The following is a 15,917-nucleotide window of genomic DNA, read 5'->3' on the forward strand; positions in this document are numbered from 1 at the left end:
ACGCGACCGGCTGGTCGGCATTCTGCTGGGCGTCGGTGTGGCGACGTTCGTGCAGATGTCGTTCTGGCGCGAGGGCGAGGGCGACGTGCTGCGGCAAAAACTCGCGACGATGCTGCGTGCGATTGCGGCCCAGCTACGCGCGCCAGAGGTTGGGAGCGACGAACGGGATGTGTTGCCGTATGCGCAGCGCCAGTTGCAGGCGTGGGCCGTACTGGCCGACTGCGAAGCGACCCTGTCGCGCGTCGCACTCGAGCCCGGCTGGCAAGAAGCGGAACAGTCCCAACTAACGTTGCACGCACAAACAGTCCTCGCGCAGGGGCGCGAGATCATGCTCGCTGGCGATGCGCTGCACAAGGCGCTGGTGGCTCAAGCGGGGTCATCGAGCCCGCAGGCCGTGGGCGCTGCTCGGGCGGCTCAGGTCGAGGCTTACGCCGAGGTCAACCGATACGCAGACGAGCTTGCCGTCAGCCCGCCTGAGGCGCACGCCCCGCAACTCATCGGAATTGCGGCCCAGGCCGTCGAACCGGCCGATCAGCCGCTCATCGTTGCCGCGGAAGATCTGTCGCGGCAGGTCGCAGGGCTGCCGGACTGGCGCATCGAGGCGCCCGTCACGACAAGCTCTTCACAGGCCGTACGAACATGAATACGCGATCGGGTTTGCACGCCAGGCGATGGCGCCGATGCTTTGTAAGCGTCGCGTGGCTATCGTCCGTGCTGTCGGGGTGCGCGCTGATCCATCACAACGGCACGCCCTATACCGAGATCGCGCCCGAGCAGATTAATCTTGCTGAGGACATCCATCTTGCGCGAGAGGGTTGGCCCGCGGCGCGCTGGTGGGACCGCTATCGCGACGCGCAACTCGACGCGCTGATCGATCAGGCGCTCGCCGATGCGCCGACGATGGTGATTGCGCGAACCCGCGTCGCGCAGGCGAAGTCGGACGTGGAGCTTGTCAGGACAGGGTCGAGCCTTCAAGTGGTGGCGCTTGGCCTGCTGGATCGCCAGCACGTTTCCGCGAACGGCTTTATTGGCCCGTTCGCGATGAACGAACCGGCGTTGGGGCTGACGGGCCCTTGGTACACCGAAGGCATCGTCGGGCTCGGCGCAAGTCTGAACGTCGATATCTGGGGCAAGCAGCGCGCGCAGGTCGCCGCGTCGCTTGGCGTGAGCAATGCGCGGCTCGCCGAGACGTCCGCCGTCGAGCTCGAAATCTCGACGGATGTCGCGCAGCTGTACTACGGCATTCAAACGACTTATCAGCTGATCGATCTGCTGAGTGACTCGCATGAGGTAGCGGTGTTCGCAGTGCAAGCACACGAAGCGCGCGCGGCGCGCGGCCTCGAAGCCCGCACCCTGCTCGAAGAAGCACGAGCGCAGCAACTGGCCATCGAACGCCAGATCGTGTCGGCACAAGGGCAGATCAAGCAACTTCGCGAATCGATGCGGGCACTGGTCGGCGCCGGACCCGCTGGGCTGCCGACGATCGAGCCCGTCGCACTGCCACGTTCGCAGGCGGCCTTGCCGGCGACGTTGTCGTACGAACTGCTGGCCCGGCGGCCCGACCTACAGGCGATGCGATGGTATGTAGAGTCATCGTTCGACCGAATCGACGCGGCAAAGGCGGCGTTTTATCCGAGCTTCGACATCAAGGCATTTTTTGGCTTCAACGCTTTGCACCTCGCCGATCTCTTCACGCATGCGAGCCAGCAGATCAACCTGATTCCGGGCCTGTACTTACCGATCTTCGACGGCGGCAGGCTCAACGCAAACCTGAGCGGCGCGCGCGAGGGGAGCAACCTGTTGATCGAGCAGTACAACCAGGCCGTTCTCAACGCCGTACGCGATGTCGCACAGACGGGCAGCCGTCTGCAGTCTCTCGATGCGCAGACGGCTTTGCAGAAGCAGCGGATCGAATCGGTTACATTCACGAGGGACAGTGTGGAAGCCTATTATCAACGCGGACTCACGAGCCGGCTCGCGGCGCTCGAAGCGCGCCAGCCGGTGATCGCGGAACAGGTCGCCCTGCTTACGCTCAACGGTCAAGTGCTCAGTCAGGAGATTGCTTTGACGAAGGCGCTCGGCGGCGGTTATCTCGCTGATCCGCCGGTCGTACTCAAGCCGCGATGAATGAAGAAATGAGCGGCTCGTCAGCGGGTTTCAGAACTGCTGGGCGCGCAGCGTCTCAAATTCCGCGTGGCACAGGTCGCCAAACTTGCCGAGGATGTCGATCGAGCCGTCCGCGAGCAGCTCGCGAATCTCGATGAAGGTCTTGTCCGGCGCGAGGTAAGTGTCCACGATCTTGCGTCCGATCACGTCGGCTTCATCCGCGACTTCACGCGATGATTGCACCCGCATGCGGCTGATCTTCGCGTAGAGGTTGCCGAGCGCAGGGAGGTCCGGCTCGTGGTGTTGCAGCGCGTCGACATAGCACTTCGCCGCTTCTTCGATAAATTCCCTGTACAGATCCTGCCGCCGGACTCGGTCATGTGCCCGCCATTCCGCGCGAACCTGCGTGCGTTGGGTCAGCCACGAAGCCAGGACCGATGTCAGGCCGCCGATGGCGGCGCCGACGAGTGCAGACAGTGCGGGGATGATCGATGGGTTCATAGCGCATTTTCTCCCTGCTAATCACTGTTATCCATATTAGCGCCGGCGCGTGCATTTTCCACGATACGTGTGCGACGCAAGCTTCGCGCTTACGCTGGCCGCTCCGGTTTTAGTTCAAGGACTGAGAAGGCGGCGTAGACCGCCCGCAGAGAAAAAATCCGGTCAGCGTTGCATGGCAGCAGTGAGGAACGTTTCCAGGTGAAAACGCTTAGCCACCCAACGCCGGCGGCGATTAGCCGTTGCCGAACAGCCGTGTTCCCTCCCGCATCACCCTGTCTCGCTCCCCCGCTCAGGGGATATTTCCAGAGCGCATTCGCGCCGATCATTTGCCTATTGGGACGACACAGTACGCCAAAGCAGGGATGAAGCCGTGTCTGCCCGTCATCCAGTTCAGGACTTAAGGAGATTCAGATGCGGGACGATGTCCAGGCCGCCGCGCCCTCGGCTTATGCCTACCCATTGCTAATCAAGCGACTGTTGCATACGCCATTCGTTCAGGCGTCGGACCATGAGATCGTGTATCGCGGACAGGTGCGGACGACCTATACGACGCTGCGCGAGCGCATCCCGCCCCTCGCCTGGAACAGGAGATCGGCATCTACTTTTCCGCCCGACGTAGCTTGAGGGCGATATCGAGCCTCGCAATCCAGCTGACATCATCGAGGCTCGCCCCAAGCAACGCCTCAACGCGCTCAATCCTGTAGTTCAGCGTGTTCGGGTGAATGCCCAGAGCGGCGGCCGACTGTCCGCGTCGCTGTCCCTGGTCGAAGTAGGTTTGCAGCGTTGTCACAAGTTCGGGTTCGGTAGATAGCTGTTCGAGCAGAGAGACGAGATAGCGCAGCGCGTTTGACGCATGGCGCGCGCTTTCTTCGATGAGAATGCTCGAATACATCGCGACTTGCGGTTGGCTTCCGCTTTTCGATACGAAGTCCAATGCTCTCATCGCTTCGTCGACAGAAGCCGACCAACCCGACGCACCCTCATTCATCAGGCCGACGCCGATACCGCGAAGCTCCGGTATCGCAGCGATCATCGCGTTGGCCCGCTCGGTCATCTGGCGATCGGTTCGATTGATCGAATCGCCTCGCAGGCAAGGCACCCACAGAATCATCCGGCCGCGATGCCAGGCGCGCACCAGATCGTCCGGCGCAGCAGACACATGACGGGCTGACGCAAGCGCGATGCGATCGAGTTCCCGTTCACGCTCGTAGGACGTATGAGCAGGCAGTTCGATGTCGATGGCCAGCGCGACACGTGGCGCGGTGGAATCGAGGCCCAGCGCTTCCGCAATTTCCCGAAACCCAGCGTGGTCGTCGGGTGAATGAAAGACAATGCTGTAAAGCTGATGACGCAATGCTTCCCGCCAGCGCGCTTGCTGGTACTGCTCTTCGAGATAGCTTTGCGCGATGTTCTGCGCCATGACGTCGAAGAAATCGAAGAGGTACGGCGAGATGGCGAACAGCAACTCGTCGACGAGGGTTTTTTCGTTCTCGCCCAGATCGATGTACGTGCGCCAGATTTCACGCGACCCGAGGCGGAAGGCTCGCAGCACGGCCTGCAGCGGCACGCGCTGGTGAACGCGCCGGCAGCCGAATTCACGGAAGCGATCCATCTCCTCTGCCGACGGCGATTTGCCCGTCAGGAGCGACTGGTACCACAAACTCGCCGTCAGATTGATTGACGCGGCGATATCCTGCCTGACGGAGGGCGCGAGGGTTTTGTAGCCCTCCATGCTTATCAGCACCTCATAGGTACGATCGATCACGGCCGCCGGGTTCGCCGCAAGTTGAGCCGTGCGTTCACGCAAGCGCTCGCTGATCGTTGGGATGCTGACCGTCATCGTGGGACCCGTCCCTGGAGATGCGTTTGTGCAGGTGCACGTCGGGCATTGAACAGTGACGCCCGTCGGCAAGGACACTATACGACATCACGCGGCGCAGATGATGGATCTGCGGGCATGCAGGACGTCCGCCGGTACGACTCAACAGCCAGCTAGCGTTGAACGGCGCAGCTTGAGTGCGATATCCAGCTTCGAAATCCAGCCGACGTCGTCGAGACTGGCGCCCAGCAGAGATTCGATGCGTTCGATCCGGTAGTTCAGCGTATTGGGATGGATGCCCAGCACGAGCGCAGACTGTTTGCGACGCTGATTTTTCTCCAGATAGACTTCCAGCGTCGAAACGAGATCGGGTTCGCTCGATAACTGCTGCAGGAGCGCCGACAGGTAGCGCGATGCGGTATCCGTGTGACGGGCACATTCCGCCATGACGATCGACGAATACAGGGAAACCCTGTTTCTGTCATGACGTTTCGGCGAGAAATCAATGGCCTTCAGCGCTTCCTCGGCGGAACGTGCCCAACCGCTTGCCCCCTCGTTCATCAAGCCCACGCCAATTCTCTGCACATGTGGCAACCCGAGCGCAAGGCTGGCGGCACGATCTGTTACGAGCCGGTCGCTGCGCGTGATGGAATCTCCCCGGACGCATGGCACCCAGATAATCAGACGCTCGCGATGCCAAGCTCGCATCAGATCGTCCGGCGCCACTTTCAGATGCCGGGACGCGGCTAATGATATGCGTTCAAATTCATCTTCCCTCGTGGACGAATCAATACCCGTCACCTCGACGTCCAGTGCCAGTGCAATGCGCGGCGCGGAGAAATCGAGTCCGAGCGCCTCTGCAGTCTTGCGAAACGACTTCGCGTCATGGGGCGAATAGAACAAAATATTGCAGAGTAGTTGACGAAGAGAGTTACGCCATCGCGTCTGCCGATGCTGCTCGTCCCGATAGGCTCGCGCAATGCTTCGCACCATGACTTCGAAGTAATCGAAGAAATACGGCGAAACGTCGAACAGAAGCTCCTCGACCAGTTTGCCGTCGGGCTTGCCCAGTTCGATATACGCCCGCCACAGCTCGCGCGAACTCTGACGAAGCGCACGCAAGACAAGGTTGAGCGGAACGAACTGGTGAACGCTCCGATGCACCAGTTGCTCGAAGCCGCTGAGATCTGCGGCCGTGGGTAGCTCACCGGAAAGAAGCGACTTGAACCACAGGTTGACTGAAAACGTAATCGATTCGGCAACGTCATGTCTCAGCGCGGGAGTCAGCGCCTGGTATTCGTTGGGGCTCGTCAGCGTTGCATACACGCGGTCAATCAGTGGAGACGGGTTGTGCGCCAGGGCAGCTGTTTTTTCGCGCAAGCGATTGCTGATAATTGGCATTCTTCTCAAAGCAATCCACCTTAATTGTCAAATCGGGCGGACGACACCCATCGGGTATTCGCACTCTACCAGCGCACCCACTTGAGTTATTCGTGGAAATCGCCTGGATATCTTGTGGAATTCCACAATGCGCCGGGACAGCCGACGTTCGCTGGTGTCTACCTCCTTGCGGCCATGCATGGCGGTTCGTACGGCGACCGGCGGCCATAGCGGTCACAGTTTTCCGACGCTAAGTTGCATCCGGACGCCTGTTTGCACGATATGGGCCGCATAGTTCCTGTACAACCCGTGGATCGCATCGAGGACGTGTGTGGTCGTTGTTAGACGTGGGCGGGCACGGTCGAAACCACCCCCGGGCGGGAGAGCGCAAGACGGTGACGTAGGGGAGCTCGCCCTGTCTAGCAACGCTGCGGTGGCGGGCGCTGCAGTTCCAAACTGTACAAACACACAATCATCTTCGTTGATTTGTCCAATGTCTCAACGTCGTTACCGATGATAGATTGAAATGGATCTCGTTCAAATCTTCGATCCCGTGGTTCCGAGGTGCACCTTGATGGACTGGAAAGAAGCATTCGACGAGGCACGCGTGAACTACGGGGTCGTTCAGATGGCGAGCGAGGTCATTCGCGATCCACGGATTCATGCAAGCCGCGCGTTCCTGCCTGTCGATGATCCGGAGGTCCGGGCGCGGCGTACCCGTCGCCAGCCAACTGAAGCGCCGATGGTGTCGCCGCCTCGCTCGGCTACTTAACCGCGCAGGTCGGCAATCTGATGACGGCAGCCGCAGTCGCGAAAGACACCACATCCTGAAGCTGCTCACCCGGCTACAGGCATTCGGCGTATCTCGACAATCTGGCCGGCGTCACTGCGGGACGGGAGATTCTTGGCTTTTCCAAGGTGTTCGTGTCCCCGAGGCCTGAGGTCGGCGGAGACAGCCTCGCCGGCACACTCGACTACAACGGCGTGCGTGTCGCCACCGCATCCACGACCTATAAGTACCGCCCTCTCGCCGAAGCTGCCATCAGAAAATCACGTTAAGGAGATCCAGGATATGTCGAGTGTCGAGCCACGTTCGATTGCGCGGTTGTCGACGCAAGATGTGCCGCCGGTGCGGCGGCTCGAATACTGGACCGACGTTCTCGCCTCTGCGCTCCTGCCGATGGCGATTGATTGCCAATCGCCGTGCCAGTTCGAGTCGAGTCTCCTGAGCGCCCCGCTCGGCATGATCACGCTAACCGCTACGCGTGGATCAGCACACGATGCGCTGACCACCAAACGTGAGATCGCGCAGAGTCGAGGTCGTTCGTTTCACCTGGTTATGAGCCGTAATCTCCCGTGGACGATGACGCACCGCGGCCAGGCGCGGCTTCTGCCCGGCGAGTTGGTACTTTTCGATTCACAGCTTGAGTTCGAGATGAATTGTCCAGACACGTACGACTTCCTGAACTTGACGCTCCCACCAGAATGGCTGGCCATGTGGGGCTCGAATGTGGAGACCCTGACCGGTCGGAGAATTTCAGCAGACTCCGGATGGGGGCGAGTGCTGTCAAGCTATGTGAACCAGCTCTCGCCGGAGTTTGCCCTGCGCGCGCCGCTGGCTGAATCCGTTCTCGCCGATCAGGTCGGTGCGTTGCTTGCGCTTACGGCCCATGAGCTTTCAGGCCAATCACTCAGGACGCCACCTGTGGAGCGATCCCTGCTTGAACGGATTCACGAGTGCATCATGCAGCGTCGTACTGAGCCGCAGCTAACTGCAAGCGACATTGCAGCAATGTTGAATGTGTCGCTTCGCACCGTGCACCGGGTTCTGGCAAACAGCGGCGAGACGTTCGGTCAACAGTTGTTGAAAGCCAGGATGGAAGCGGCGGTACGTATGCTCCAGTCACGGGCATTTGATCGCGTAACAACCGCTGAGATTGGCCGACGCGCCGGATTCTCGGATGCCTCGCATTTTGTGCGCGTGATTCGCCGATGGACCGGCCGGACTCCCCAGCAGCTTAAGGGCGGCTGATTGAGAAATGATCCGCTTCCTGGCTAAATAGATGGAATGGTCGCCTCCCGCCTTAACGGGCTGACCGACGCCGCAGCAACCCCCGGCGACGATGTCGAGCCCGAGTATCGTCTCCGTTGGGATATCTCGTTGTGCGTGGATCGCGTGCGAGACCTGAAGCACGTGGCCAAGCCGCTTGTGCTCAACGACCGCGCCCTGGTCAATTTCGGCCAGCTAGTCTTACCGCCTGGATGGCACTGCACGTCTAGAGTGATGCGACCACTGGTGGTGTGGAACCGCCGTCCGGACAGTCAGACAAGCGAGGCTGGATTCTGGCATCAACTGCTACTCGCTTCGCACTTTGAATTCGCCCATCCGACGAAACCGCCGAAAAAAGCGGAAGGCATCTACATGTGCAAACAGCGCTTATTGCACTAGCGAATAGCGCTAAGAAAAATTACGTGATACTAACCATTGCCAAAGCGCCAGATCGACTTTGAGCTGGCTTGCGCGATACAGAACTGCCGAACATTGCCCGCAGCGCGCGGCGGCGGTACACGCTGTCACAATGCTCGCAAACGACGAGAGTAGGGAAGGTTTGCATGAGCATCCGGCAATCAGGACGGCCCGCCACTGCCCCCAGCCACAGCTCGCTGCTGTTACGCATGGCCCGCCTGAGCAGCGCGCGCGTCGAAGTATGACGTCGTATAGTCGATGAACGCCCGGACCTTCGCGGTCATCAGGCTCCGGTCCCGATATGCGAGCCTGAGTTCGGCGTCCCCGCTCATGAGCTCGAAGTCGGGCAGCAGGTGTATCAGCCGGCCATCGTCCAGCTCCTTGCCGACCATCGTCAGCGGCAACACGCCGAGACCTGCACCGCTCACTACCAGTTCCTTGTTCAACGCTGCGTTGTTGGTCGACACGTCGTGTTCCAGTGGCACGGCAATCTGTTCGCCACCGCGCCGGAACCGCAGTTGTGGTTCGCTGATCGAGGCGAGGATTGTCACGAAACGGAATGCGGCGAGATCGTTGGGCCTTTGCGGCAGCCGGCGCCCCTGCAGATAGCTGGGTGAGCCCACTACGGCGAGGGGCAGGCGGCACAACGAACGGGTGATCGTCAGCTCGCTGGTCAGCATGAACGGCAGCACTATGCCGAGATCGAAGGCTTCCTTGATCAGATCCACTGTCCGTTCCGCGAGCGTCAATTCGAGCTGCACAGCTGGATACCGGGCACGGAAACCAGCGATCAGCGGTGGCAGCTCTATTAGCGCCGCCGTGGTGTGGGCGACGAGCCGCAGTACCCCTGCAGGCTCCCGTGCGCGCTCCCCGGCACCGGCCTCGAGCACGTCCAGTTCAGCAACCACGCGCGAGCAGCCGCCATAAAACTCCTCCCCGGATTCAGTGAGTGCGAGGTGTCGGGTCGTGCGCTGAAAAAGACGCACGCCAAGCCTGGTTTCGAGCCCGGTGATCGCGCGGGAGACCACTGTCTTTGAGATGCCCAATGCATTGGCGGCGTGCGTGAAGCTCTGCATTTCGACGACGGTACAAAAGGTTCGCAGCGTTTCGAGATGGTCCATAAGTGTTCGCAATCCAGAGTGAATCGAAATTCAAAACCATACGGTTCAGTATAGTGAAACATACTGTTGCCGTCAACGTAAATAAACCATACAGTTCAGTTATGTTAAAGTCCGCACGTGTAAAGACGGAAGATTGATCAGATGTGTCGCCGCCGGCGGCGTCGTCGATTCGATCGTATAAACAAAAGGAGAGCCCGATGAGGGGCAAAACGGAAGCCAAGCGGCAGGCGATTGTTGACGCCGCGTTTGAGGTGTTCAGTGAGGTGGGATTCGAGCACGCGTCGATGTCCGAGATCGCGGCACGGGCAGGCGGTTCGAAAGCCACGCTCTACAGCTACTTCGAGTCGAAGGAAGAGATGTTCACTGAGTTCATGACCGCCGCCGCGGAGGAGGAAGTCGGAGCGGCGTTCGAGCTGCTCAAGACCTCCACGCCGGTTCGCGATGCACTGGCGAGCTTCGGCACGCACTATCTGGTTGCGGTGCTGAAACCGCAACTGCTCGCGATACGCCGTCTCGCGCACCGCGAAGGCGGCCGGTCAAAGATCGGCGCCCTGTTTTATGAGCGCGGGCCGAAGCTCGGCTGGCAAACGGTGGCTGTCTTCCTGGAGCAATTGATTGACGCCGGGCAGCTGCGCAACTGTAACGCAGCCATCGCGACAGCGCATCTGCGCACGCTGTATGAGGCTGAGCTGATGGAGCTCTGCCTGTTTGGCGTGCCGGCCGATACCAGCCCCCGCAACATCGCGAAGGTCGTCCAGAGAGCGGTCGACGTGTTCATGGCCGCGTACGGGCCGACGGACGCCGCACAAACCACGCACTGATCATCGGGCTGCCGCCCGCATTGTCCGGGCGGCAGATCGGCATCCAGGGCAAACCGGGGGTCAATCCTTATAAAGCGCACTGGCCACATAGCGGCGGCGCAGGTCGCCCAGCAGCGCCGCAAGGATCGCACTGACCGGCAGCGCGAGCAGCACGCCAAAAAAGCCAAAAAGTTCGCCAAATGCAAGCAGGGCGAAGATCACCGCGAGCGGGTGTAGACCGATGCGGTTACCCACGAGTCTGGGAACAAGAAAAGAACTTTCGAGAACCTGGCCAACTCCGTACACGGCTGCGACTGCGCCGATGCCGTACCAGCCGCCAAATTGCAGAAGCGCGGCAAGAAGGGCAAAGGCGAGTCCCAGGGCGAAACCCACGTAGGGGATGAACACCGCGAAGCCGGTGAAGAGTCCGATGGGCAACGCAATGTCGAGGCCGGCCAGAGTCAACGCTACCGGGTAGAACACGGCGAGCACGCCCATCACGAGCAACTGGCCGCGCAAGTATTGCGACAACATGTGGTCCATCTCGGTCACGAGTCCCCGGATCTTGCAGACCCAGCGCCGCGGCACAAGACTTTCCATCCGCGCGAATATCTGGTGCCTGTCGTAAAGCTGATAGAAAAGGACAAGCGGCACCAGTATGAGGTTGCTGACAACAGGAAGCACGACGTTGCTGCCTGTACGCACGTACCGCCCGGCGGCGAGTATGACGGTCTGGCCGTTGCCGATCGTGTCGCCTGTCAGCAGGTGGCGGACTGCGGGCAGGTCGAGTGAGTAGCTGACGCCCAGCAGTGCCAGCTTCGGTTGCAGCCACGCGTTCAGGCCGGCGATGAAGACGGGAATGTTCTTCGCGAGCTCGGGTCCTTCCTTGTGGATCACGGCGAACGCAAGCAGCGGCAGCAGGGTCAGGAGCGATGCGAACAGGAGCATCATCAGGAGCACGGCCACCGTACGCGGCACACGCTTGCGCACCAGCCACTCGACGCCTGGCTGCAACATGTACGCGACGAGCGCGCCGAGCAGGAATGGCGTGAGAACCGGTCGCAGGATCCATAGAAGAATACCGAGGCCAGCGGCGATGGCGCTCCAGACGAGAGCCTGGCGTTGATAGGAGGTCAGGGGCATGGTTGAGAGTCGTATTCGGGTGACCCGCAACTGACAGCGCAGAAAAGACTGCGGCGTATCGGGCAGGGTCATCAGTGTCGCCATTCAAATGAGAGGGGCGCGCACGCGCGCCCCCCGCGCTCAGTGCGCCTGCGACGTATCGGCCACACGCGTTGGTTTGGGCGCAATCCAGATCGCAAGTGCGCCAATGACAAAGCAGCATGCGATGCTGAAGAACAGCTGGTTGGTGGCCAGCATCACCGCTTGCGACTCGACCATGTTGCTGATCTGCGCCTGCGCCTGATGTGCGCTCCAGCCGGAGCCCGTCAGCGAGGCCGTGAAGTGGCCGGCCTGGTCGACGAGGCCGGACAACTCCGCGCGGTTGTACTTGGTCTTGTTCTCCCACAACGTGTTGACGACCGACGTGGCAATCGCTCCGCCGAAGGTCCGGCAGAAGCTCATTAGTCCCGCTGCCGAAGCCGTTTCGGGCTCCTCGACACTGCTTAGGCCGAGGCTCGTCGTCGGGACGAAGAAGAACGGTAGTCCCACGCCTTGCAGCAACAGCGGCAACGCCACCTGCCAGAAGTCCATATCCGAATTCGCATGGGTGCGGAACAGCGTCACCGAGCCAAGCCACATCACGCCGGCAAACACGAGCCAGCGTCCATCGAACTTCGTTGACAGTTTGGCCGCAAGCGGCGCGGAGACGACCGCGAAGATGCCGGTGGTCGCCGTCGCGTAGCCGGCCCACGTGGCCGTGTACCCCATATTGCTCTGCAACCACAGTGGCGTGAGCACGGTGGCGCCGAAGTACGCGCCGAACGCCAGCGTCATGGTCACCACGCTCGCACCAAAGCCACGATGGCGGAACACCCGTAGATCGACGATGGGGTTACGCTCGGTCAGCTCCCAGATGAGGAAAGCCAGGAAGCCAATCACCGCAGTCACCGCGAGTACGCGAATTTCGAGCGAGCTGAACCAGTCCTTATCCTTGCCCTCATCGATCATGATCTGCAGCGCCGAGACCCAGATGACCAGTAACACTAGGCCAACAGTGTCGATCCGCATCCGTATCTTCTCGGATTCATAGCGCTTGAGCAGCATCCATCCGGCGTATGCGCAGATCAGCGACACCGGCACGTTGATGAAGAAGATGTAGGACCAGTGGTAGTCGTCGCAGATGACACCGCCCAGCACAGGCCCCATCACCGGCGCCAGCAGTGTCGTCATGCTCCACAGGCCGAGCGCAGCGGCCGTCTTCTCCTTCGGGAAGATGCGCAGCAGCAGGGTTTGCGAGAGAGGCATGAGCGGGCCGCCCGCGAGGCCCTGGAGCACACGGAACAGCACCAGCGTGGTGAGCGACGTCGCCATTCCGCACAGTGCCGAGCCCAGTCCGAACATGACCAGCGCCGCGATGAACACGCGTACCGTCCCGAAGCGGCTCGCGAGCCAGCCGGTCAGCGGAACCGTGATCGCTTCGGCCACCGCATACGACGTGATGACGTACGTGCCCTGGCTCGTCGAGGAGCCGAGTGCACCGGAAATGGTCGCCACGGACACGTTCGCAATGGTGCTGTCCAGCACCGCGACAAAGTTGGCGGCGGCGATCATCACCGCCGCGAGAATCAGCATGGGGCCGGACAGCGGCGGCAATGCGATGTCATTGACCTGACTGGAAGACATGGCGGCGGATCCTTAGTGAGCGGGCGCGTCGTTGCCGCCGCGCGTGTCGACCGTCGCTTCCATCGACAGGTTGATGCCGAGCGGGTGCGCGCGAAGCTCGGCCGGATCGATCCTGACGCGCACCGGCAGGCGCTGCACCACCTTGATCCAGTTGCCGGTCGCGTTCTGCGCGGGAATCATTGCGAACGCCGAGCCTGAGCCGCCGGCCAGGCCCGCGACCTTGCCGTGATAGACGACCTTGCTGCCGTACAGGTCCGACTCCAGTTCCACCGGCTGTCCGATGCGCACCTTGCCGAGCTGCGTCTCCTTGAAATTGGCATCGACGTAGACGGATTCGATCGGCACGACCGACATCAACGCCGCGCCGGTCTGAACGCGCTGCCCCGCCTGAACCTCGCGGCTCGCGACGACACCGTCGACCGGCGCGCGCAGCACGGTGCGCTCGAGATCGACGCGTGCCTGATCGCGCTTCGCACGTGCGAGCAGGACCTCTGGATTGGTTTCGACCGTCGTGTCCGCAATCAGTACCTTGTTCGCCTCGAGCGAGCCGACTGCGGCGTCGCGGCTTGCCTTCGCCTGCAAGGCCGCAGCGCGGGCTGCGTCGAGCGCCGCCCTGGCGGTGGCAAACGCAGCGCGCGCGTTGCTCAGCTCTTCACCGGATACGCTCCCGGTGTGGCTCAGCACTTCGCGGCGCTGCAGGTCGATCGCCGCGCGGTCAAAGTCGGCCTGGGCCGATGCGATCTGCGCGGCCATCCGGGTCTGGTCGGCTGCGCGCGCACTGACCTGCGCGCTCAGTTGCGTATCCGTCGCGACATAGCCGCGAACTTTGCGTTCGGCGCGGCCCACATCGGCCTCAGCCTGCGCGAGTGCAATCTTTGCGTCGGTGTCATCGATGACCACCAATACGTCGCCCTTATGTACCTGCTGTGTATTCACGACCGGAACGCTCCTGACAATCCCGCTCACCGCCGGCGTGATCGACGCGACTTCGGCTGCGGTGTACGCGTTATCGGTCGACACGTGGTGCGACGCGATGAAGTGCCAGTAGCTTGCGTAGGCGAGACCGGCGACGAGAATGGCGCCGCCGAGCAGCGCGAACAGCTTCTTGCGGTTCGAAGGGGGAGCGGGGGCAGCGGCACCGGTATCGGCGGGAGCAGCGGAAGCAGCGGAAGCGGGCGAGTCCGGCATCAGCGACTCGCTGGTTTTGATGAATTGGGTTTCAGACATGATCGGAGTCCTTGAAATCAGCTTTGCTTGTTGGGATGGGTTGCGTCGGTCGCGGCCGGCGTGCTGGCCTGATATCCGCCGCCGAGAGCGCGCACGAGCGCGACATCGAGTGAGAAGGTGCGCGAGCGGATATCGGCGAGCTGGCGCTGTGCCGAGGTCATCGTGTCGGCGGCGTTCAGCACCTCGAGATAACCGGCAAGGCCGGCACGATAGCGATCGAGCGCGACCTGGTGCGCCTGGGCTGCGTCGTCGTAGGCGGCTTGGGTTGCTTGCAGCCGGTCCGCCAGCGCGCGTTTGCTTGCGGCCACGTCGGCCACGTCGTGCAGCGCCTTCGTCAGCGTTTCGTCGTAGTTCGCGACCGCCTCGTCGTAAGTCGCCCGCGCGCCGCGCAGTTCGCCGCGCAAACGTCCGCCATTGAAGATGGGCAGTGTGATCGCCGGACCGAAGTTGCCGGCCAGCGAAGCCGCATTCGTCAGCATGTTCAGGCCAAGCGACTGGAAGCCGATCGACGCGCCGAGCGTGATGTCGGGATAAAACCCGGCTCGCGCGACGTCGATCCGCTTCGCCGCCGCCTCTACGCGCAGGCGGGCAATCACCACGTCCGGACGGCGGCCAAGCAGGCCGAGTCCAAGGTTGGCGGGCATCTCTGCAGGCTGCGTCAGATCGACGGCCGGCCGTGCGATGCGCAAGCCGCGGTCGGGACCGGCGCCCATCAGCGCGGCGATCTGGTTGCGCTCGAGTGCCACCGATTCATCCAGCGCGAGCAGGTCGGCCTGCGCGCTTTGCTGCTTCGACTCCGCCTGCTTCACACCTGCCTGCGTTTCGAGCCCGTTGGCGAAACGCTCCCGGAACAGCTGTGCGGATTGCGTGCGCACCTGCAGTGCCGCCTGCGCACTGTCGCGTTCGGCGAACAGACGCACGAGGTCGGCATACGCTGCCGCGATCGACGCCGAGAGAACCATGCGGGCCTGTGCGGCATCGGCGCGTGCGGCGTCGAGCTCCGACGTAGCGGCGGCCAGCGCCGCGCGATTCTTGCCCCAGAAGTCGATTTCGTAGTTGAAGTTCAGCTCGGCGCTGCCGTAGGGGCGCCATCCGTGGGGAACGAAATCCGAGGGAATACCGTTGTTGTAGCTCTGTTTTTTCTTCTGGACCGAGCCGTCCGCGTCGATTTCGGGCAGCAGCGCCGCGCCGGCCACCTGCGCCGACGCCTCGGCGTTATGCAGCCGCGCCTGGGCGGCCGCCAGTGTCGGCTCATCCTGGAGCGCTTCTCCGATCAGCGCGTTCAGTTGCGGATCGTTGTAGCCGAGCCACCACTGATCGGTAGGCCACGCTGACGCCGAGCTGCCCTGTTTGCCGCCGACCGCACTGAGACTCTGCGCAGTCTCATAGCTGCTGATGTCTTTCGTGACCGGCGTCTGCGGCATGTCGGGCAGTTGTGCGCAAGCGCTCACCACTATCGCGAACGCGAAAGCGATGGCCAGCCTAACCGGTTTCACCTGACTCCGAATGTCCGTGCTCTCTTGCATGATCTCCCGCTCCTTTTCGCTCCTTTGCGATACCGGGCAGTCTAGTTATACGGTTCACGCCTGTCAACAGAAATAAACTGTACGGTTCAGATATGATAAGATCACACCATTGGAAGTCGAAGGCCGGTCACGGTGTCGCCGCCGGCCATGTCGTTGATCGGTCTT

Annotated in this window: 13 protein-coding genes and 3 pseudogenes; 8 read left to right on the plus strand and 8 right to left on the minus strand. The window is 61.8% G+C overall.

All coding sequences use genetic code 11. The features are described 5' to 3' along the window. Both B0G73_RS19905 and B0G73_RS19910 read left to right on the plus strand, forming a co-directional pair. Positions 1-643, plus strand: a pseudogene (locus tag B0G73_RS19905) (FUSC family protein); the annotation flags it as partial. Then, positions 640-2,127, plus strand: a complete 1,488-nt coding sequence (locus B0G73_RS19910) for an MdtP family multidrug efflux transporter outer membrane subunit (RefSeq protein WP_106283018.1) — start codon at positions 640-642, stop codon at positions 2,125-2,127. The pseudogene B0G73_RS19905 and the gene B0G73_RS19910, both read left to right, overlap by 4 nt. A 30-nt stretch (positions 2,128-2,157) precedes the next feature. On the opposite strand, the gene B0G73_RS19915 is transcribed toward B0G73_RS19910, so the two are convergent. Further along, positions 2,158-2,607: a hypothetical protein gene (locus B0G73_RS19915; protein ID WP_106283019.1), complete on the minus strand. Its 450-nt coding sequence runs from the start codon at positions 2,605-2,607 to the stop codon at positions 2,158-2,160. A gap of 411 nt (positions 2,608-3,018) precedes the next feature. Between B0G73_RS19915 and B0G73_RS41920 the strand changes: the two are divergent. Further along, positions 3,019-3,186: pseudogene (locus B0G73_RS41920) on the plus strand (fatty acid--CoA ligase); the annotation flags it as partial. A 19-nt stretch (positions 3,187-3,205) separates the two neighbouring features. Here the strand turns inward: B0G73_RS41920 and B0G73_RS19925 are convergent. Further along, positions 3,206-4,447: a CdaR family transcriptional regulator gene (locus tag B0G73_RS19925; RefSeq protein ID WP_106283021.1), complete on the minus strand. Its 1,242-nt coding sequence runs from the start codon at positions 4,445-4,447 to the stop codon at positions 3,206-3,208. Positions 4,448-4,588: 141 nt separating this feature from the next. Then, on the minus strand, positions 4,589-5,827 hold the full coding sequence (locus B0G73_RS19930) for a CdaR family transcriptional regulator (RefSeq protein WP_106283022.1): 1,239 nt from the start codon (positions 5,825-5,827) through the stop codon (positions 4,589-4,591). Positions 5,828-6,332: 505 nt separating this feature from the next. Between B0G73_RS19930 and B0G73_RS19935 the strand changes: the two genes are divergently transcribed. From B0G73_RS19935 to B0G73_RS41315, 4 genes and pseudogenes are all read left to right on the plus strand, one after another. Next, positions 6,333-6,578: a hypothetical protein gene (locus B0G73_RS19935; protein ID WP_106283023.1), complete on the plus strand. Its 246-nt coding sequence runs from the start codon at positions 6,333-6,335 to the stop codon at positions 6,576-6,578. An 86-nt stretch (positions 6,579-6,664) separates the two neighbouring features. Further along, positions 6,665-6,865: pseudogene (locus tag B0G73_RS19940) on the plus strand (acetoacetate decarboxylase family protein); the annotation flags it as partial. Positions 6,866-6,878: 13 nt separating this feature from the next. Continuing rightward, a complete protein-coding gene (locus tag B0G73_RS19945; RefSeq protein ID WP_106283025.1) occupies positions 6,879-7,838 on the plus strand; it encodes a helix-turn-helix domain-containing protein in 960 nt (319 codons plus the stop codon). Between the two features lie 36 nt (positions 7,839-7,874). Beyond that, a complete protein-coding gene (locus B0G73_RS41315; RefSeq protein ID WP_258193406.1) occupies positions 7,875-8,255 on the plus strand; it encodes a hypothetical protein in 381 nt (126 codons plus the stop codon). A gap of 221 nt (positions 8,256-8,476) precedes the next feature. Here the strand turns inward: B0G73_RS41315 and B0G73_RS19960 are convergent, their stop codons facing one another. Beyond that, entirely contained in the window at positions 8,477-9,394 is a 918-nt protein-coding gene (locus tag B0G73_RS19960; protein ID WP_106283026.1) for a LysR family transcriptional regulator, read from the minus strand. A 197-nt stretch (positions 9,395-9,591) separates the two neighbouring features. Between B0G73_RS19960 and B0G73_RS19965 the strand changes: the two genes are divergently transcribed. After that, entirely contained in the window at positions 9,592-10,215 is a 624-nt protein-coding gene (locus B0G73_RS19965; protein WP_106283027.1) for a TetR/AcrR family transcriptional regulator, read from the plus strand. A gap of 60 nt (positions 10,216-10,275) precedes the next feature. On the opposite strand, the gene B0G73_RS19970 is transcribed toward B0G73_RS19965, so the two are convergent. The 4 genes from B0G73_RS19970 to B0G73_RS19985 all read right to left on the minus strand — a co-directional run bounded on the left by B0G73_RS19970 (position 10,276) and on the right by B0G73_RS19985 (position 15,752). Next, on the minus strand, positions 10,276-11,352 hold the full coding sequence (locus B0G73_RS19970; protein WP_106283225.1) for an AI-2E family transporter: 1,077 nt from the start codon (positions 11,350-11,352) through the stop codon (positions 10,276-10,278). Positions 11,353-11,457: 105 nt separating this feature from the next. Continuing rightward, a complete protein-coding gene (locus B0G73_RS19975) occupies positions 11,458-12,999 on the minus strand; it encodes a DHA2 family efflux MFS transporter permease subunit (RefSeq protein ID WP_106283028.1) in 1,542 nt (513 codons plus the stop codon). Positions 13,000-13,011: 12 nt separating this feature from the next. Beyond that, positions 13,012-14,226 carry an HlyD family secretion protein gene (locus tag B0G73_RS19980; protein WP_106283029.1) on the minus strand — a complete coding sequence of 405 codons (1,215 nt, stop codon included), beginning with the start codon at positions 14,224-14,226 and terminating at the stop codon, positions 13,012-13,014. Between the two features lie 17 nt (positions 14,227-14,243). Then, positions 14,244-15,752, minus strand: coding sequence for an efflux transporter outer membrane subunit (locus B0G73_RS19985; protein WP_106283030.1), 1,509 nt, complete (start codon positions 15,750-15,752; stop codon positions 14,244-14,246). Between the last annotated feature and the right edge of the window lie 165 nt (positions 15,753-15,917).

This window comes from Paraburkholderia sp. BL25I1N1, from assembly GCF_003002025.1.
In the GTDB taxonomy this organism is placed as follows: Bacteria; Pseudomonadota; Gammaproteobacteria; order Burkholderiales; family Burkholderiaceae; genus Paraburkholderia.